The organism is Bacillus cereus group sp. N14 (assembly GCF_016483555.1).
In the GTDB taxonomy this organism is placed as follows: Bacteria; Bacillota; Bacilli; order Bacillales; family Bacillaceae_G; genus Bacillus_A; species Bacillus_A wiedmannii.
This window is the reverse complement of the sequence record NZ_JAEHBQ010000001.1, coordinates 523,152-541,813: the sequence shown is the minus strand read 5'-3', so window position 1 is coordinate 541,813 and position 18,662 is coordinate 523,152. Positions and strand designations below refer to the sequence as shown.

The following is an 18,662-nucleotide window of genomic DNA, read 5'->3' as shown; positions in this document are numbered from 1 at the left end:
TATTTTTTTAGGGAGAATAGGGAAATGACAAATAACAATCAAATAGGTGAAAATAAGGAACAAACTATTTTTGATCATAAAGGAAATGCAATTATGACGGAAGATAGGGAAATACACATTATTTCAAAATTCGAAGAACCTCTTATTGTCGTGTTAGGAAATGTATTAAGTGATGAAGAATGCGACAAATTGATTGAATTGTCTAAAAGTAAAATGAAGCGTTCTAAAGTTGGTTCATCACGTGATGTAAATGATATTCGAACGAGTAGTGGTGCATTTTTGGACGATAATGAACTTACTGCGAAGATTGAAAAACGAATTTCATCTATCATGAATGTTCCTGCGTCGCATGGAGAAGGATTACACATTTTAAATTATGAAGTGGATCAACAATATAAATCGCACTATGATTATTTTGCGGAACATAGTAGATCAGCTGCTAATAATCGTATTAGTACGCTTGTCATGTACTTAAATGATGTAGAAGAAGGCGGAGAAACGTTCTTTCCGAAATTAAATCTTTCTGTGCACCCTAGAAAGGGAATGGCAGTATACTTTGAGTATTTTTATCAAGACCAATCATTAAATGAGCTTACGTTACATGGAGGGGCACCTGTAACGAAAGGTGAGAAATGGATTGCAACACAGTGGGTGAGAAGAGGCGCTTATAAGTAAAAGCGTGTATATAACGTTTTGTTCTTCATTGTATAAGGAGAACAAAACGTTTTTTTATTAAATAATGAAATCTTTCGTTATAATAACAAATAATAACGGATGATTGAGAGGAACGAACATGAAATCTATATACATAACCGGTTATATGGGAGCTGGGAAAACAACAATTGGAAAAGAATTAAGTAAAGAACTTCATATGGATGTTGTAGATACAGACCAAAAGATTGAAGAGAAGCAAGAGAAGGAAATTCGTGATATTTTTGCCGAAGAAGGCGAAATGGCTTTTCGGGAATATGAAAGTGAAATGTTACGTTCACTCCCCAGTTGTAATGTAATTATTACAACTGGTGGCGGAATCATTGAACGAGAGGAAAACCGAAAGTGGATGAAGGAAAATGGAACTGTCGTGTATTTATATTGTGATCCACATGTAATTGCAGAAAGGCTTCGTGAAGATACGACACGTCCACTATTTCAGAAGAAAGATATAGAGGCATTTGTGATGAAATTCGAATCGCGCCGAGCTCATTATGAAGAGGCTCATATTCATATCGATACGACGAATAAATCGGTAAAACAAATCATGAATGAATTAAAAGAAAAGATTAATGCATAAAAAAGTGGACATACTAATCAAGTAGAGGTGATGATAATATGTCTACTAATGATTATGTTCGCTTTGTGACACAGCAGTTTGTGTCGTATATGGATGCTCCAAAAGAAGATCGTAAACAAAAGAAAGAACAACGCCGTGCTGAAAAAGAGCCATTTATGAATAAGTGGTTTGGTGTTATGCCGCTTAGTGCTGCTTTGTTTTATCGAAACGTAAAAAATAAAAGAAAAAAATCAAGTTAACGATTTCGTAATATGTATAGCAAAATGAAAATCCCCTAGTAGCATCATACTACTAGGGGATTTTTTATTTACTGCACGGATTCCTTTTCTTCTGTAACGGCATGTATTTTATTGTTTACCCAGACAAATCCAATTCCGATACAAATGGAAATGCCCCACCCAACAGCGGTCATAATTGCTCTCATTTCACCATAGCCATCTACACCGAAAACAGAGATGAAATAAATTTTTAAGAAGCTTTTTAATATGAATTGTAGGCCGAAAAATAGCGTTAAGTATTGTAGTGCTGGATAGATGCGACTATCACGATACAGTTCACGACTTTTATCACGGTCATGGCCTTGCAATGCGGCAATATCTGCTGCGAAATATAACATAAGTGGTTTTTTTATAAAAATGGTACATATAACGATAATACCGAGCACGATGTGATAATACGCATCGTTCCATAACATTCGTTCAGCTGATCCAGATAATAGGTCTACCGTTGTATTAGAAATGAGTGTAATTAAAATAAAGAATCCTGTTACGTTAAACTGTTTTTCTTTTTTAAAGGTATACAGTGTATAAATAATCCCCGGAACAGAGGAAAGTAACATCGCGTAATAAGGGTCGATATAAGGTTTTGCGAATTTCCAAATGAGGAATGGGATTACGAGATAAAAGACAAGATCCAATATAGCTTTTTTATTTTGATTCATACATGGCCTCCTTAAGTCATACATATATTTTATAATATAATTTCTGAAAATTATATAAGGTTGAATGGGAAAAGAAAAAATATATTAATTTTTGAGGGATTAGTAGATTAAAAAAATTGCCCCTAGCGTAGTAAGTTTTTTTAGTATATAATAAAGGAAACGCTTTCATTTTTTGGTTTGTTCACAAAATGGACGGAAAATCACATATTTACTATCGATATGTTGCTTTATAATGAAACTAATTAAATATACATGCATACAATATTGTGAAATAAATAACATAAATAATCTATATAAATGTAAACGTTATCAAAATAGAGAGGTGGAGACAATGAGTAAATTTTTCTTCAATCATAATCCAGCAACAGTAGAGGATGGAAGGCTTGTTAAGTATGCTGAAATTATTTATGGAGAAGGTGGCCGTTCTGTATTAGAAAATTTAATGGTGAAGGCATCTATCAGATTGCGTGATCGTTATCCGAATAAATCTGACGAGCAGATCTCGAACCTAGTAAATAAAGGCATCCATGATATGTTTCAAAAATACGTGAGTGAGTAAGAGTAGCCAATGGCTGCTCTTATTTTTTTGTATAAGGATTGTATCTCTAGCTGAAAATAAGGATGTATTTTGAAAGATATAAAAAGGAGTGATAAAGATGAGCAATGGAATTGGTCGTTCAAAAGAAAACCTTCCAACTGATGCTAATCATGTGAGCGCAAAGGATCGTGCGCATCAAAAACGTATGGCAAAGCAAAAACAACAAGAGCGTAATGGCGATAGAGGATAACTCAAAAAAAGCTCCTTCTAAAACAGAAGGGGCTTTTTAAGAAAGAAAATGATTCGCAGTAACATAAAAGAGTCCGCCGTTAATAATTTGCACTGTAATGCGGGGTTCATATTGTTCTTGCAAGGCTTGCTTTTCAATTTCATAGCTTTCGGGAAGTTCATCACTCTCTTCATAAAAACGATTTAAAAGGTCTAAATCGTGATTCCAGCGCACTCTTGCTTCTTTCGCCCACGTATGGTCATCTTCTGCAATAATATTCTTTAAAGCATCCTCTATACGTTGTAAACCGCTTTGCGGTTTAATGATAGGCGAGAGCGTAAAACAAAAGTCAGGTATTTTCGGTGTAAGTTTAATTTTAGCTAATGTTTCATGAAAGTTTGCAATCATTGTGCCAGAAATGAGATGAATCCCAATGGAGTGAAGGATGTCTTTTTTTCGATCACATTGATAGGAAACCTTTATATTTACACCGAGCCAAGGATGGAGCGGTGTATGCGTTGCCCCGCTATGCCGTACTTCCTCATATAAACGTATGTAAGAGCCTAATTCTTTTGTCGTTTGGAAAATTTGATGAAGACGTGGTGAACCGTAGTGAATAAGCTCACCATCGTTTTCTTCACTTTCTGGATTTGTAAGAAGAGTAAGGCGCATCGGATTCGGTACGCCTCCTGTTTTCTCAAGATAGTGCCAATAAAAAGGACGGTTCATTAATAATTTATCCATCTCAATTGTTAACTGCACATCTAATAGATGAGGGGAGTGCTTTAAAATTTCGCAGTTATTTGCCTCAAAAAAATTGTATAAGTAATTATGAATTTCATGTTGCTGCATAGCCTTGCACCTCAGCTTCATTTCGTTTCGCGAAGTCGATAATAGATGTTAAGTTTTCCATCTTAATTCGGATTTCTCCTTCGCTTTTTGACTGCGCAAAGATTTCTTGAATATGCGCGTCGATGTTTTTCATATTAATTCTCGTTAAAATTTCATCAAGCTCGCCGATAACACGCTCAAATAAATTGATTTTTTCATATAACAGTTTCAAAATATGTTCTTCAACAGTATGTTTTGTAGCTAAGTTATAAATATGAACATCATTCTTTTGACCAAGACGGTGAATACGTCCGATTCTTTGTTCAAGACGCATTGGATTCCATGGCAAGTCATAATTGATCATATGGCTACAAAACTGTAAGTTAATCCCTTCGCCACCAGCTTCCGTTGCAATTAATACTTGTGCGTGGTTTTGGAAAAGCTCCTTCATCCAATCTTTCTTCCCGCGTTTAAACCCGCCGCGGAATGGAACGGAAGAAATACCGTGTTGTTGTAAAAACCATTGTAAATACATTTGTGAAGCTCTATATTCAGTGAAGATAATGACTTTATCGTCAATTTCTTTTATAAGCTCTAGTGCTTTATTCGCTTTTGAGTTGAAAGGAATATGATTAATTTTGTCCATTAGCACATCAATATGCGGGTCTTTTATGTAATGCTCATTTTCTTTCTGCCTTTTTTCCACATGTTTTTTTAATGAGTAGTAAACAGCTTCACGACTACTACACGCTTCCCGTTTTAAAGTTAACGATGAGAAAGCAGATGTGAAGGCATCTTGTCCTCGCCAATTTTCAATACCATTATACAAAGCTTGCTCTTCTTCATTAAACTCAACAAAAATTGTACGTACATGTCTCTTTGGCCAATCAATTCCGGTATTATGACGTCGATTTCGGACCATCACTTTGTTAATAAGAGCTTTTAAATCTTCATCAGATTCGGCTGAACGATTTTTTGAAGCGTAATATTCTTCAAAGTTGGATTGATTGCCTAAATGTCCTGGCTTTAATAAAGAAACGAGGTTGAAAATTTCATCAATCTTATTTTGAACAGGCGTAGCGGTTAATAATAAACAAAATTTCTTTTTTAATCGTTGTGCAAATTCATAGTTTTTTGTTTTATTATTTTTAAGTTTATGTGCTTCATCGATAATAATAAGGTCATATTCTAGGTTCAAAACGATATCACGATGCGGTGAACGTTTTGCAGTATCAATTGATGATACAATCACATCGGCTTGTTCCCACGAGTAGCTTTTCTTTTGGGCTACAGCTGGAATAAAAAACTTTGTATTTAATTCGTATGCCCATTGTGATACGAGAGAGGCAGGGACGAGTATAAGTACTTTTTTCACAAGGCCGCGGACCATATATTCTTTTAAAATAAGCCCAGCTTCAATCGTTTTCCCAAGTCCCACTTCATCTGCTAGTATCGCTTTACCATTCATTTGTTCAATGACATTTTGAGCGACTTCTAATTGATGAGGAAGTGGTGTGAAATGAGATAAATGTTTCGGTGCTTGTAATCCATCGAAAGTAGGAACAAGTAACGATTTTTCTGTTTTATAAGCTAAATGATATAAATCCCAATTTGTCCAAGGGCCATCTTCATTAATTCTATTTAAAAAATTGTTTTGCCACGTTCGATCTACGGAAATATCGACATTCATTACGACTCTCCCACCTTTTATAAACTAAAGTAATTATTAAAAAAATCTTTATTATATAAACCTTGTAATAAGGCGCTATTACACATACTGAAAGTTAAAGAATAGGCAAAGATAAAGGGATGAATTTTGAAAGTTGTATTTAATAAGATTAAGAATGAAAAATTCTAAATTATTTTTTATGCTAGAATATTGATGAAATATAGCGAATAATGTTAGGATAATGGTGTGAAATGTGTGGAATCTTTCGTATTTTATCCAAGAAAGTGATTTTTTATTTACGCTTTCATAAAAAAATATAATGAGATTCCGTATATCCTATCTTTTCAGAGTGAAAATGTTTAGATATGGCGAGCAACTTTTATTGATTTGTCAAAGCATAAGGGGGAGAGAGCATGATTACATTACAACGTACACCGTTATTTGATGTATACGCGAAGTATGGTGGAAAAACAATCGACTTCGGTGGTTGGGAATTACCAGTTCAATTTTCAAGCATTAAAGAAGAACATGAAGCTGTACGTACGGCTGCAGGTTTGTTCGATGTGTCTCATATGGGAGAAGTTGAGGTAAAAGGTGTAGATAGTTTAGCATTTTTACAACGTGTTGTTACAAATGACGTTTCTACTTTAAAGGTAGGAGGCGCACAATATACAGCTATGTGCTACGAAAATGGTGGTACAGTAGATGATTTATTAATCTACAAACGTGGTGAAGAAGACTATTTATTAGTAATCAATGCATCAAATATCGAGAAAGATTACGAATGGTTAGCTAGTCATGTAATTGGCGATGCGACAGTAGTCAATGTTTCTAGTGAAGTTGCACAGCTTGCAATTCAAGGTCCAAAAGCAGAAGGCATTTTACAAAAAGTTGTGTCAGAAGATTTGAAAGAAATTAAGTTCTTTAAATTTAAAAACGATATTCTTGTAGATGGAATTCCAGCACTTGTATCTCGTACAGGTTACACAGGTGAAGATGGATTTGAAATTTACTGTAAGAGTGAAGATGCTGCAAAACTTTGGGAGAAACTTCTTGAAGTTGGAGCAGAAGAGGGCTTAAAAGCATGTGGTTTAGGTGCTCGTGATACACTTCGCTTCGAAGCAACATTACCACTTTATGGTCAAGAATTATCAAAAGATATTACACCGATTGAAGCTGGCATTGGCTTTGCGGTAAAACCAAATAAAGAAGCAGACTTCTTTGGAAAAGAAACGTTAAAAGAGCAAAAAGAAAACGGTGCGCCTCGTAAGTTAGTCGGCATCGAAGTAATCGAACGTGGAATTCCTCGTACACATTACCCTGTATTTATTGGAGAAGAAAAAATCGGGGAAGTAACGAGTGGTACACAATCTCCAACGTTAAAGAAAAGCATTGGTTTAGCACTAATTGATGTAAAATACGCAGCAGTTGATACAGAAGTAGAAATTGAAATTCGTAATAAACGCGTCAAAGCAGTAGTTGTTCCAACACCATTTTATAAACGTTCAAAGTAACGGGGAGAGGGGTAGATTTCATGTTGCATCGTTATCTTCCAATGACAGAAGAAGACAAAAAAGAAATGTTACAAACGATCGGCGTTCAAACGATCGATGAGTTATTCTCTGATATTCCAGAGAGTGTTCGTTTTAAAGGGGATTTAAAAATTAAAGAAGCAAAATCAGAGCCAGAGCTGTTAAAAGAGTTGACTCAAATGGCTAGTAAAAATGCTAACTTAAAAGAGTACGCTTCTTTCTTAGGAGCAGGTGTATACGATCATTACGCTCCAGTAATTGTAGATCACGTTATCTCTCGCTCAGAATTTTATACAGCTTACACGCCATACCAACCAGAAATTTCACAAGGGGAATTACAAGCAATCTTTGAATTCCAAACAATGATTTGTGAATTAACAGGAATGGATGTAGCAAACTCTTCTATGTACGACGGAGGTACAGCTTTAGCTGAAGCGGCAATGCTAGCAGCTGGCCATACTCGTAAAAAGAAAATTCTTGTATCTAGCGCAGTTCATCCAGAATCAAGAGCAGTACTTGAAACGTATGCAAAAGGTCAACATCTTGAAGTTGTTGAAATTAATCATAAAGATGGTGTAACAGATTTAGACGTATTACAAAGTGAAGTAGATGATACAGTTGCTTGTGTAATCGTTCAATATCCAAACTTCTTCGGACAAGTTGAAAAATTAGCTGATATTGAAAAAATCGTTCATCAACAAAAATCATTATTTATCGTTTCTTCAAATCCATTATCATTAGGCGCATTAACACCACCAGGAAAATTTGGTGCTGATATTGTAATCGGTGATGCACAACCATTTGGTATTCCAACGCAGTTTGGTGGACCACACTGTGGTTACTTTGCAACAACGAAAGCATTTATGCGTAAAATTCCAGGACGTCTTGTTGGACAAACTGTAGATTCAGATGGTAAACGTGGGTTTGTATTAACGTTACAAGCACGTGAACAGCATATTCGCCGTGACAAAGCGACGTCTAACATTTGTTCAAATCAAGCGTTAAATGCATTAGCAGCATCAGTTGCAATGACGGCACTTGGAAAACAAGGTGTGAAAGAAATGGCACGTCAAAATATTTCTAAAGCACAATATGCAAAACGTCAATTTGAAGCGCAAGGCTTCACAGTTACATTTGCTGGACCATTCTTCAATGAGTTTGTTGTAGATTGCAAGCGTCCAGTGAAAGAAGTAAACGATGCATTATTACAAAAGAATATTATCGGCGGTTACGATCTAGGCCGTGATTATAAAGAGCATGAAAACCATATGCTTGTAGCAGTAACTGAGCTTCGTACAAAAGAGGAAATTGACACACTTGTAAACGAAATGGGGGCTATCCAATGAAGAACCAAGACCAAGCACTTATCTTTGAAGTGAGTAAAGAAGGACGCATAGGATATAGCCTACCAAAATTAGATGTAGAAGAAGTGAAACTAGAAGATGTGTTTGAGAGCGATTATATTCGAGTAGAAGATGCTGAGCTACCAGAAGTATCTGAACTTGACATTATGCGCCACTATACAGCACTTTCAAACCGTAACCACGGTGTAGATTCTGGATTCTATCCACTTGGATCTTGTACGATGAAATATAATCCGAAAATTAATGAGAATGTAGCTCGTTTCGCAGGATTTGCAAATATTCATCCATTACAAGATGAAAAGACAGTACAAGGTGCAATGGAATTAATGTACGACTTACAAGAGCATTTAATTGAAATTACAGGTATGGATACTGTTACATTACAACCAGCAGCTGGTGCACACGGAGAATGGACAGGCTTAATGTTAATTCGTGCATACCATGAAGCAAATGGTGATTTTAACCGTACGAAAGTAATTGTTCCTGACTCTGCTCACGGAACGAATCCAGCATCTGCAACTGTAGCTGGTTTTGAAACAATTACAGTAAAATCAAATGAACATGGTCTTGTTGACTTAGAAGATTTAAAACGTGTTGTAAACGAAGAAACAGCAGCACTTATGTTAACAAATCCTAATACATTAGGTCTATTCGAAGAAAATATTTTAGAAATGGCAGAAATCGTCCATAACGCAGGCGGTAAATTATACTATGATGGTGCAAACTTAAATGCGGTATTAAGCCAAGCGCGCCCAGGAGATATGGGATTTGACGTTGTGCATTTAAACCTTCATAAAACATTTACAGGTCCTCACGGCGGCGGTGGCCCAGGTTCTGGTCCAGTAGGTGTGAAAGCAGATTTAATTCCGTACTTACCAAAACCAATTTTAGAGAAAACAGAAAATGGCTATCACTTTAACTATGATCGTCCAGAAGCAATTGGGCGCGTAAAACCATTCTATGGTAACTTCGGAATTAACGTTCGTGCATACACATATATTCGTTCTATGGGTCCAGATGGACTACGTGCAGTAACGGAGTATGCGGTATTAAATGCGAACTATATGATGAGAAGACTAGCGCCATTCTATGATCTTCCATTCGATAGACATTGTAAGCATGAGTTTGTATTATCAGGTCGTCGTCAAAAGAAACTTGGTGTACGTACATTAGATATTGCAAAACGCCTGCTTGATTTCGGTTACCATCCACCAACAATTTACTTCCCATTAAATGTGGAAGAATGTATTATGATTGAGCCGACAGAAACAGAATCAAAAGAAACATTAGACGGTTTCATTGATAAGATGATTCAAATTGCTAAAGAAGTAGAAGAAAATCCAGAAGTTGTACAAGAAGCGCCACATACAACGGTAATTAAACGTTTGGATGAAACATTGGCTGCTCGTAAACCAGTTTTACGTTATGAAAAGCTAGCTCCTGTACAAGTTTGATTAGCATAACAAAGGAAGAACTCGCTATATGCGGGTTCTTTTTTTGTATGGAGAATTTGTCCCGCGATTTGTGGGCTGATAATCAATGGGGATGAACAAAAATCCCCCGCTGATTAAAGTTTCACTTTATGCAGAACTAGTGAAGAAAATGTTAAAATTTTATATTTTTTGTTTCATAATGGTGTAAAGAAGTAGTTTCATAGGTGATTTTGTTGAAAAAGTCAGTTTGATAAAAGTATTTATTTTTGTTAGAATTTTATTGAAATTAAGAAGATGCAATGAGATAGGAATGACTCATTTTTATGTATATGTGAAAAAACGAGCAAGTTGGGGGTGAAAATGTGGGATATCGGTGTTATAGAATGATATACCATTTAGAAAACGGAAAAACGATTAAAGATGTAAAAGAATTTTGTTATCGAGATCAAAGAAAAGTATTAGAAAGAGTAGCACATCGTGTAATGGATAATAGAGAAGTGACGGCAATTGATAAGAAAGGAACCATCATTTCAATAGCATGTGAGGACATTGTAAAGGTGGAACTTGATTACATAACAGAAAGTTAACCTTGAGTCATATCGAATTATTCGATACAATATACTGTTGAATGGTGACGAGAGAAGAGAGGAGTTTATTATGGGTAGTACAAGACACTTTTATATGTTTATCTTAGCGTTTGTTCTTGTTGTAGCATTAACGATTTATTTAATTGTTGATAGCACTTGGTACAACACAGTTCATCCGGCGTTCCTTCTGTTTATGTATGTAGGAATTGCGGTAGTGAGTTTTGGAATGAGAGATGAGATGTTAGATCGCTTTGAAAAGTGATACATATACGAAAGACCAACAGGAAAATGTTGGTCTTTTTTTCTTGCCAAAAATAGGATAGTGTGTATATACTGTATATATAAGGTATATACAGTATATACACACACTGGAGGAAAACATGAATATTATTATTTCGAATTCTTCCCAAGACCCTATTTATGTGCAAATAAGAAAACAATTAAGCCAGCTTATTTTAAATGGTGGTTTAAAGGGTGGAGACCAATTACCGTCTATTCGTAGCTTAGCGAAGGAATTACAAGTTAGTGTAATTACAACGAAGCGTGCGTACGAGGAGCTTGAAAAAGAAGGATATATAGAAACTGTTGCTGGGAAGGGGACTTATGTTTCACGTAAAAATAATGAACTACTAAAAGAACAGCGGCTACGTCTATTGGAAAGTAAAGCGGAAGAGGTTGTAAATGAAAGTAAAGCGTTGCAGCTTTCACTTGAAGATTTACAGCAGATGATTGCGTGTTTATATGAGGGGGAATAAGAGATGTTAGAGCTAAAAAACGTTTGTAAAAGTTATCAAGATTTTGCAGTGAAAAATATAAGTTTTACGTTACCACGCGGATATATTATGGGATTTGTCGGACCGAATGGAGCAGGGAAAAGTACGACGATTAAAATGATTATGAATTTAATTAGAAAAGATAGCGGTGATATAAAAATTTTTGGTAAGGACAATAAAAAAGTCGAGAAGGAAATAAAACAAAATATCGGTTTTGTATATGATGAAAATCATTACTACGAAGATTTAACGTGTGAACAAATGAAACGTATTATTGCACCGCTATATAAAAAGTGGGACGAAGAGCAGTATCAATCGTATATGCACAGATTACAAGTTCCGAAGTATAAAAAAATTAAAGAACTATCAAAAGGGATGAAAATGAAATTTGCGATTGCTATCGCACTTTCACATCACGCAGAGTTTATCATTATGGATGAACCGACAGCAGGATTAGATCCAGTTGTTCGAAGTGAATTACTTGATATTTTGCAAGAAATTGTAATGGAGGATGAAGTATCTGTATTATTCTCAACGCACATTACAACAGATTTAGAGCGCATCGCAGATTATATTACGTTCATCAATGATGGAGAAACTATATTTACTGGTGAGAAAGATGAACTAATGGAGAACTACGTAATCGTAAAAGGAAGTAATGACTTATTAGACCGAGAAGGAAAAGAATTATTTGTTGGATTACGAAAAAATAAATTTGGTTTCGAAGGTTTAGCAAAGGATAAACAAGCAATTATCGATTGGTTTGGAAATGAGGTTGTACTAGAAAAGCCTACATTAGATGATATTATCGTTTACACCGCAAAAGGGAGAGGTGCCTATGCGTCAGCTCATCTATAAAGATTTGTTCTTTTTTCGGGGGATATGGCCAGTGTATCTTATTATACCCTTTATATTCTTTTTATTTGAAAACGGTGATGGAATGCTGTTTCCTATGAGTTGTTTATTTATAACTCTTTCCGCAGTTATGATATTAGTCGCAATAGATGAACGAAATACAAGTGACATTATTATGAATAGTTTACCGTTAAGCAGAAAGGATATCATAATTGCTAGATATATTTCCTGTGCAATATTTATTGTAGGTGGCATGTTCTCTACGATGTTGGTTGCTTTTCTTATAAGAGGTATCGCTGTTATAGGTGATATAGGTGCATATCATCCTAATTTATACATTGAAATTCCATGGTATGGAGTAGTAAATGGGCTTATTTACGCCGTGTTTTTAGTTGTCACCTTTTACCCTAGTTATTATGGTACAAAATCGAAGATAGTAAGAAGTATAATATCAGCAGCCTCAATAGGAGTGGGTGGGATACTTTGGATATTTATTAGTGATGGACTGAATAAAACAGCACCTTCGTTCATTGAGTGGATTATGAATCCTATGCATGTTGGTATGTTTATAGTTGGAATTATTACATTAGTTAGTATTTACATTGCTTCTATGTTTCTTACAATTAAAATTTATGAAACGCGTGATTTATAGAGAGGAGAATTCAGATGCAACAGTTGATTTTGAAGGAGTTTTTCTTACAGAAGAAGATATTTCCTTTCTATTTTTTAATACCTATGTTATCTATTTTTAAGGATTCCGTTCAACCAATGGGGGTTGCAATAGGATTATTTATAACATGTAGTACAATTATTTATATTTCTTTTTATCATGAGGAGAAAAGTAAAGCAGAAAAAGTATTAGTGAGTTTGCCTATAACGAGACAAGAGATAGTTATAGCTAAGTATATTTCAAGCACAGTATTTATTATGGTTGGTTTGAGTGCAACTTTTATAGTCATAATATTAAAAAATATTTTGTTGGACGGGGATATAGTTATGCCTGGATATGCAGTGTTTTCAGGAATAGTAGCAACTTTGATTTATTGTGTAGTAACGATACCTACTAATTACATTGGAGGATATAAAGCTATTACTGTCTTGAATGTGATTATGATTTTTCCTTTAATGGGTATGATTGGCTTTATGTGCAATATTTTTGGTGATGAAATAATCATGTTAAAAGTACTTCACTCTGAAGATGCTACATTATCAATGAGTGTTCTTGGTATCGGAGTGTTAGTAAGTATAGTCATATCAATGTTGCTCTCAATGAAAATGTTTCAGGAGGCAGAGTTATAGAAGGGGCATTTTCATATTAGGAGGTGTAATACATGATCAAGCAATTAGTTTTAAAAGATATGATGATGCAAAGAAAGTTAGGGTTTGTTTATCTTATATGTTTCTTGTTCCTGCTCATTGTTGATTTTCGTAGTGATAGTTTTTTGATGACGTTTAGCATGTTTGTACCTGCTCTTGGCATGATACTGTCAATGAGTTATGAGGGGAAAAATAAAAGTGAACTGATAGTAAATAGTTTACCGTTTGACCGTAAAGATATTGTCATAGGAAAATACATATTTGTAAGTATTTTAGTTGCTCTAGGTGGATGTTTTTCACTAGTGGTTGGTTTAATACAGCTACAAGATGGGCATATGACTGGATTTATGTTATGGGGAGAGATTCTTGGCGGAATAACGGGAGGATTGGTTTATAGCATAATTGTACTCCCAATCGAATTTTCAGTAGGATATAGCAGTGCAAAACAAATTGCTCCCTTCATCGGAATTGTATTTGGGTATTTAAGTGGACTGATTGTAAGTAACGTATGGTTAGATGTAGAGAATGTTTGGAACACGAGTCTTGTTGTAAATAGTTGTTTTATAGCAGGATTGCTTCTTTTATATGTTATGTCTATGTTTATCTCAATTCATTTGTACAATGAGCGTGATTTATAAGGAGGGAGCGATTGTGAAGCAACTTATAATAAAAGACTTTATCATGCAATGGAAATATTTAATATGGCACTTAATCTATCCTCTTCTCTTGTATATGACATTAATAGATATTAAAAGTTTTTACATAATTATGTCAGCTATAATTCCAGTAATAGCAATTTTAAAAACATTCAATGACGATAAAAAATATAATAGTGAAGTAATAGTAAATAGTTTACCGCTAGCGAAAAAGCAAATTGTGTTAGCTAAATACATAATGGCACTTATTATTTTTATTATAAGTATGATAGTGTCTAGTCCTGTAGTAATCAATCGATTTGAAGATGGAACTTTTGAATTTATAACGACAACAGTAATTACGATTTCTGGCTTTGTTTTTATATATTTAAGCATTGTATTACCGATATTGTTTTGGTTTGGGTATAAAAAAGCTTCTTTTATTACGCTTTTCATACTAATAGCACCGACAGCAATTGGTACCATGTTCTTTGAAATCAGCATGGAACAAATTCAATTATATAACAGCATGTTATTCGTTAGTTCAATATGCATGTTCATAGTATCTATCTTCGTTTCAGTGAAATTGTATGAGAAGAGAGAATTTTAAAAGGTGCCTTATATAAGGCACCTTCTTCAATAACGACAATAGGAAAGTAAGAGTTTATAAACAGAGAGGCTATTCGGTACAACATCTTTCGGAGTATGTAATATAAAGCTGAAAATGATAACGAGAATGAGAAAGAGGAAAAATAAAAATAGGATCTGCTTATGTATAGAATTTTGCATAGTATTCACTCCTTTTTTAGGTAGTATGTCCAAAGGAAAGGAGTGTATGAAAAATGTTAGGAGGGAGAATGATGAACAAAAGAAAATGGTTATATAGAATAGGGATATTTTTATTTTCAATCGGTCTCATATTAGCAAATGTTTATGCAGATATACCATCGCCATTTCCTAATTTGCATAAAGGGATTGGTATAAGCATTGTCATAGTTGGTCTTCTTTGTCTTATCACATCAAACTTCTACAGAAAGTCTGAATGAATATAAAAAAGGACAGTTACTCTTTTTCAGAAGTACTGTCCTTTTTAAATAATTTATTCCATAGTTTGGCGATACTCCATATAATGACGATTGCAATGGAGGCAATAACTGACCAAACAATAGATGCAATTTCAAGTGCCATGTTAGGAAGAAATGTAAGAATGGATACGACTCTATGAAACAACCATTCTATTATATGAAAACTGATTTGCAATAGAATGACGATCCCGAGTGTAATCCATGCTAACATTTGTTTTCCTTTTTCTTTCCACATGACAGTCACCTCACGTTAGCTTAATAGTTTTAAGCCAACAGCGCCGCATAGAATGCAACTTAAGAAGGCAAGACGACGCCAATCCGCTGATTCGCGGAAAATAAGAATACCTAGAAGTGCACTTCCCGCAGTTCCGATTCCAGTCCAAATCGCGTAAGCAGTTCCCATCGGTAACGTGTTCATCGCAAGGGATAAGAAGAAGAAACTTACGCCGAAGTTAGCGATTAAAATAACTTTTGGTGCCCAGCCTTTCTTTTCAGTGGCTACTTTCATAAAGAGTACACCAATAATTTCACAAATACCAGCTAGAATTAAAAATAACCAAGCCATTTTATGCGGCCTCCTTCGCTTCTTTTTCTTCTGTTACTCGTTTTAGCCCAATTACTCCGAAGAAGATTAAACCGATTAATAAAACTTTTACAATAGAGAAAGGTTCTCCAAAGACGAAAATTTCTGTAAGAACGATCCCGCCAGCTCCAATTCCTGTAAAGACTGCGTATACAGTACCGACAGGTAAATCTTTATAAGCTCTAAATAATAAGACGAAACTAATTGTAATTAATAACGCAACACCAGCCCATTCAAGTGGTGCCTCTGCTTTTTTAAGTCCAATAACCCAAAAGATTTCAATAATACCAGCTATGATTACATAAATCCATGCCATATGTCATTTCTCCTTCCTACCAGTCGTTAGGTAAAGGGCTTAAAAACGACGCATTGCAAAGGAGCAATCCGTCAGTTTGAAAGGCCTCGCCAAAATACTTGCCAAGAGGCGTTTAAACGAGTCTCAAAGCGATTTAAACCTGCGAATAGTAGTTCAACCATAAGTCCATCTAGTAAGCATAGAAAAGCTTCTAGAGCGTCTTCTACTTCAATGTTATGCAGTTCACTTTGCTCGTTTGCCCGTTTAAATATAGGGAATAAAAGTTTTCCGACGTTCTCAATGTGTGTATTCGCTTTTTCGATAATTTGTTCGCGAAATGCATCGGGCGGAAAATAAGAAGTTCGTAACCAAAACATTGATTCTTCGCTTTCACCAAATCGTTTTGCATAGCCCTTTAGTAACTGTAAGAGCGATTCTTCAGTAGACGAATTTGAAAAATTTTTGATATCGTCTGTGAAGCTTTGTAAATCTTTTTGAAGAGCGGATTCTAAGCATATAAAATATAGCTCTTCTTTTCCTTTAAAGTGTGCGTAAATCGATGGTTTTTTAATCCCAACTTCTTGAGCAATATTTGCTAATGAAGTTCCTTCGTAGCCGTAGCGTGCGAAATGAGAAAGTGCTACAGCTTTAATGCGGTTTGCTGTCATTTTCATCCCCTACCTACCGTTCGTTAGGTTTATTATATGAGATGGAAAATATAAAGTCAATAGGTGAAGAGCTGAAAAAGAGCGCTACAGGTAACGCTCTTTTTTTAGACAGTATCTCGCCCAATTAAATGGAATGAAAGCTCTTCTACCTTCCCAGCAATTTGCTCGCTTTGGATTTGTTTATGGAATAAAGAAAAAGCATGTGAGCCCATTGCGAGACCGGGGTGTTCAATTGTGGAAATTTCTAACGCCTTTGAAATTTCATGATTATCAAATCCAAGGATAGCAAGTTCTTCAGGGACTCGAATGCCATATTTTCGCGCCTCTGTTAATAAACCAGCTGCAACTTGATCGTTCGCTGTAAAAATAGCGGTTGGGCGATTTTGCATGTTTAAAATGCGATGAAGTATTTTTGCACCATCCTGCATCGTATAGCATTGATGAAAAATCCAATCTGGATGTACCGTTTTACCTTCGTTATGCAGCGTATCAGCAAATGCTTTTTCGCGCTCTATAGAATTTGCACTCGTTTTTCTTGCTAAACAGATTCCGATTTTTTCATGGCCTTTACTGAGTAAATAGGCAGTGCCGAGACGGAAGCCTTCATAGTGATCTACGTAGACGGATGAAATGAGGGGATGCTTTATCTTTTCACATGAAATAATAGGGGCAAATTTTGCGAAAGGTTCAATTTGTTCCCAAGAACTCGTTCGAGAGCAAATAATCATTCCGTCGAATTGTTTCATTTTCATCATTTCAAGAACACGAATCTCTTCGAGGCTATCGTAATTTGTTTGACATAAATTAATGTGATATCCAGCTGCTAACGCTTCGTTTCCGATTCCTTCAATAATTGTACTGAAGTATGGAAGATTAATGAAAGGGAGCATAACCCCGATTGTATATGTTTTTCCCTTTATTAAATGAATAGCATTTATATTTTTTGCATAGTTCAATTCTTCAACAGCATCTAGAACACGCTTACGTTTTTCTTCTTTTACGTAAGGGTGATTATTAAGGACGCGGGAAACAGTTGATATGGATACACCAGCGGTTTTTGCAATTTGTTTTATATTGGCCATATGTATCACCTCTTTCCTTTATTATAAAGGGAAAATAATAAGAATGAAAAAATCTTGACCTGAAAAGCTTTTCACAAACTATGTTATAAACATGACTTCTGTTATTCGCGTAACCTTTTTAGTTGAGCGTGAGAATGATGGGGGTCTTTTTTGCGTCTATAAAAGAATTTTTGTCAAAATGTGTGAGAATAACGTGGAAAGTTTTCAAAGGGGGAGTTTGTAAATGAGGCGAATATGAATAGCATACAAAGTGAAACTTTAATCAGTCGGGCATGTCCCGCGGATTATTAGCTCCACCAATCGGGCATTAACGTGTTATTCATAAAGAGAGCGGTATGAAGAAAGGGCGGAAACAAATTGAAAAAAAGAATCATTTGTTTCGTGTTTTCTAGTCTAGTGCTAAGTTCATGTTCGTTTCAGCAAACGATGCAAGAAGAAAAAAAATTTGTGGGAACAACAGGGGGAGCGATGGATCGTGTTACGGATCCTATTCCGCTAAAGGAGCTTCCGAAATATTTTCCAGTGAAATTTAAAGTTCCGGCGTTTTTACCGTATGACATTACGAGTGATGTGAAGGGGGAAGTTAGAGCGATTGGGAAAAAGAACGCTGTCTTAATGATTAAATATAAACAGCGGGAGCCAGGTAGAAATGAGTATATTGAGTTAAATGTTGCGAACTTTCCTTATAGTTTTCCGGATCTCGTGGAAGAGAAGCGATTTCAAGAACAAATGAAATTGAATAGTGGAGCATTCGCTTATTTTAAAAATAAGGATGACTCTGGGCGAGGAGATGAATTCGCTACGCTTATTTGGAAAGAGAAAGGACTTGAATATCAGCTGCTGTATCGTAATGTGCAAGAGAATGATAAATATGTGATTAAGCAAAATTTATTATACATTGCGAATAATATGGAATGAAAAAACTAGCTGAATGATTCAGCTAGTTTTTGTATGT

General features: G+C 35.3%; 26 protein-coding genes and 1 pseudogene. 18 read left to right on the top strand and 9 right to left on the bottom strand.

The window, feature by feature from the left end; all coding sequences use genetic code 11:
- The first annotated feature begins 24 nt into the window (after positions 1-24).
- The 3 genes from JDS82_RS02860 to JDS82_RS02850 all read left to right on the top strand — a co-directional run bounded on the left by JDS82_RS02860 (position 25) and on the right by JDS82_RS02850 (position 1,530).
- Positions 25-675 (top strand): 2OG-Fe(II) oxygenase, encoded by a 651-nt coding sequence (locus JDS82_RS02860; RefSeq protein WP_199712607.1) that lies wholly within the window; start codon positions 25-27, stop codon positions 673-675.
- Positions 676-793: 118 nt separating this feature from the next.
- Positions 794-1,291 carry a shikimate kinase gene (locus JDS82_RS02855; RefSeq protein WP_199712605.1) on the top strand — a complete coding sequence of 166 codons (498 nt, stop codon included), beginning with the start codon at positions 794-796 and terminating at the stop codon, positions 1,289-1,291.
- A gap of 38 nt (positions 1,292-1,329) precedes the next feature.
- On the top strand, positions 1,330-1,530 hold the full coding sequence (locus tag JDS82_RS02850) for a YqzE family protein (RefSeq protein ID WP_000106081.1): 201 nt from the start codon (positions 1,330-1,332) through the stop codon (positions 1,528-1,530).
- 68 nt (positions 1,531-1,598) lie between these two features.
- On the opposite strand, the gene JDS82_RS02845 is transcribed toward JDS82_RS02850, so the two are convergent.
- Positions 1,599-2,231: a VC0807 family protein gene (locus JDS82_RS02845; protein ID WP_001073110.1), complete on the bottom strand. Its 633-nt coding sequence runs from the start codon at positions 2,229-2,231 to the stop codon at positions 1,599-1,601.
- Between the two features lie 140 nt (positions 2,232-2,371).
- Positions 2,372-2,489 (bottom strand): annotated as a pseudogene (locus JDS82_RS02840) (GTP pyrophosphokinase).
- Between the two features lie 73 nt (positions 2,490-2,562).
- On the opposite strand from JDS82_RS02840, the gene JDS82_RS02835 reads away from it, so the two are divergent.
- Both JDS82_RS02835 and JDS82_RS30020 read left to right on the top strand, forming a co-directional pair.
- The gene (locus JDS82_RS02835; RefSeq protein ID WP_000032702.1) at positions 2,563-2,790 is read left to right on the top strand and encodes a hypothetical protein; all 228 of its coding nucleotides are present in this window, start codon (positions 2,563-2,565) and stop codon (positions 2,788-2,790) included.
- Between the two features lie 97 nt (positions 2,791-2,887).
- Positions 2,888-3,019: a hypothetical protein gene (locus JDS82_RS30020; protein WP_000064661.1), complete on the top strand. Its 132-nt coding sequence runs from the start codon at positions 2,888-2,890 to the stop codon at positions 3,017-3,019.
- Between the two features lie 36 nt (positions 3,020-3,055).
- Here the strand turns inward: JDS82_RS30020 and JDS82_RS02830 are convergent, their stop codons facing one another.
- Both JDS82_RS02830 and JDS82_RS02825 read right to left on the bottom strand, forming a co-directional pair.
- The gene (locus tag JDS82_RS02830; RefSeq protein ID WP_048562315.1) at positions 3,056-3,850 is read right to left on the bottom strand and encodes a YqhG family protein; all 795 of its coding nucleotides are present in this window, start codon (positions 3,848-3,850) and stop codon (positions 3,056-3,058) included.
- Positions 3,837-5,519 (bottom strand): DEAD/DEAH box helicase, encoded by a 1,683-nt coding sequence (locus tag JDS82_RS02825; RefSeq protein ID WP_001100048.1) that lies wholly within the window; start codon positions 5,517-5,519, stop codon positions 3,837-3,839. The genes JDS82_RS02830 and JDS82_RS02825 overlap by 14 nt, the downstream gene beginning before the upstream one ends.
- Positions 5,520-5,911: 392 nt before the next feature.
- On the opposite strand from JDS82_RS02825, the gene gcvT reads away from it, so the two are divergent.
- The 12 genes from gcvT to JDS82_RS02765 all read left to right on the top strand — a co-directional run bounded on the left by gcvT (position 5,912) and on the right by JDS82_RS02765 (position 15,040).
- On the top strand, positions 5,912-7,012 hold the full coding sequence (gene gcvT / locus JDS82_RS02820) for a glycine cleavage system aminomethyltransferase GcvT (protein ID WP_000631766.1): 1,101 nt from the start codon (positions 5,912-5,914) through the stop codon (positions 7,010-7,012).
- Positions 7,013-7,032: 20 nt separating this feature from the next.
- Entirely contained in the window at positions 7,033-8,376 is a 1,344-nt protein-coding gene (gcvPA, locus tag JDS82_RS02815) for an aminomethyl-transferring glycine dehydrogenase subunit 1 (protein ID WP_000903245.1), read from the top strand.
- Positions 8,373-9,848, top strand: a complete 1,476-nt coding sequence (gene gcvPB / locus JDS82_RS02810) for an aminomethyl-transferring glycine dehydrogenase subunit 2 (RefSeq protein WP_000795689.1) — start codon at positions 8,373-8,375, stop codon at positions 9,846-9,848. The genes gcvPA and gcvPB overlap by 4 nt, the downstream gene beginning before the upstream one ends.
- Positions 9,849-10,210: 362 nt before the next feature.
- Entirely contained in the window at positions 10,211-10,414 is a 204-nt protein-coding gene (locus tag JDS82_RS02805) for a DUF3929 family protein (RefSeq protein ID WP_199712661.1), read from the top strand.
- A 70-nt stretch (positions 10,415-10,484) separates the two neighbouring features.
- Entirely contained in the window at positions 10,485-10,676 is a 192-nt protein-coding gene (locus JDS82_RS02800; RefSeq protein ID WP_000535935.1) for a hypothetical protein, read from the top strand.
- A gap of 118 nt (positions 10,677-10,794) precedes the next feature.
- Complete coding sequence (locus tag JDS82_RS02795; RefSeq protein ID WP_001021362.1) at positions 10,795-11,169, top strand: GntR family transcriptional regulator; 375 nt, start codon at positions 10,795-10,797, stop codon at positions 11,167-11,169.
- Positions 11,170-11,172: 3 nt separating this feature from the next.
- Positions 11,173-12,045: an ABC transporter ATP-binding protein gene (locus tag JDS82_RS02790; RefSeq protein ID WP_199712603.1), complete on the top strand. Its 873-nt coding sequence runs from the start codon at positions 11,173-11,175 to the stop codon at positions 12,043-12,045.
- Entirely contained in the window at positions 12,026-12,694 is a 669-nt protein-coding gene (locus tag JDS82_RS02785; RefSeq protein WP_001249420.1) for an ABC-2 transporter permease, read from the top strand. The genes JDS82_RS02790 and JDS82_RS02785 overlap by 20 nt, the downstream gene beginning before the upstream one ends.
- A 14-nt stretch (positions 12,695-12,708) precedes the next feature.
- A complete protein-coding gene (locus tag JDS82_RS02780; protein ID WP_001186541.1) occupies positions 12,709-13,341 on the top strand; it encodes an ABC-2 transporter permease in 633 nt (210 codons plus the stop codon).
- Between the two features lie 32 nt (positions 13,342-13,373).
- A complete protein-coding gene (locus JDS82_RS02775) occupies positions 13,374-13,997 on the top strand; it encodes an ABC-2 transporter permease (RefSeq protein ID WP_199712602.1) in 624 nt (207 codons plus the stop codon).
- A gap of 13 nt (positions 13,998-14,010) precedes the next feature.
- Complete coding sequence (locus JDS82_RS02770; protein ID WP_088059640.1) at positions 14,011-14,604, top strand: ABC-2 transporter permease; 594 nt, start codon at positions 14,011-14,013, stop codon at positions 14,602-14,604.
- 247 nt (positions 14,605-14,851) lie between these two features.
- A complete protein-coding gene (locus JDS82_RS02765) occupies positions 14,852-15,040 on the top strand; it encodes a hypothetical protein (protein WP_199712600.1) in 189 nt (62 codons plus the stop codon).
- 16 nt (positions 15,041-15,056) lie between these two features.
- Here JDS82_RS02765 and JDS82_RS02760 read toward each other — a convergent pair whose 3' ends face one another.
- From JDS82_RS02760 to JDS82_RS02740, 5 genes are all read right to left on the bottom strand, one after another.
- Entirely contained in the window at positions 15,057-15,314 is a 258-nt protein-coding gene (locus JDS82_RS02760) for a DUF3975 family protein (protein WP_076540163.1), read from the bottom strand.
- 15 nt (positions 15,315-15,329) lie between these two features.
- Positions 15,330-15,644, bottom strand: a complete 315-nt coding sequence (locus JDS82_RS02755) for a DMT family transporter (RefSeq protein WP_046956356.1) — start codon at positions 15,642-15,644, stop codon at positions 15,330-15,332.
- A 1-nt stretch (position 15,645) separates the two neighbouring features.
- Positions 15,646-15,978, bottom strand: coding sequence for a DMT family transporter (locus JDS82_RS02750; protein WP_000312344.1), 333 nt, complete (start codon positions 15,976-15,978; stop codon positions 15,646-15,648).
- Between the two features lie 71 nt (positions 15,979-16,049).
- Positions 16,050-16,631, bottom strand: a complete 582-nt coding sequence (locus JDS82_RS02745; protein ID WP_002096317.1) for a TetR/AcrR family transcriptional regulator — start codon at positions 16,629-16,631, stop codon at positions 16,050-16,052.
- A gap of 98 nt (positions 16,632-16,729) precedes the next feature.
- Positions 16,730-17,707, bottom strand: a complete 978-nt coding sequence (locus JDS82_RS02740) for a LacI family DNA-binding transcriptional regulator (protein ID WP_199712598.1) — start codon at positions 17,705-17,707, stop codon at positions 16,730-16,732.
- 381 nt (positions 17,708-18,088) lie between these two features.
- Between JDS82_RS02740 and JDS82_RS02735 the strand changes: the two genes are divergently transcribed.
- On the top strand, positions 18,089-18,625 hold the full coding sequence (locus tag JDS82_RS02735) for a DNA polymerase III subunit delta (protein WP_199712659.1): 537 nt from the start codon (positions 18,089-18,091) through the stop codon (positions 18,623-18,625).
- The last annotated feature ends 37 nt before the right edge of the window (positions 18,626-18,662 follow it).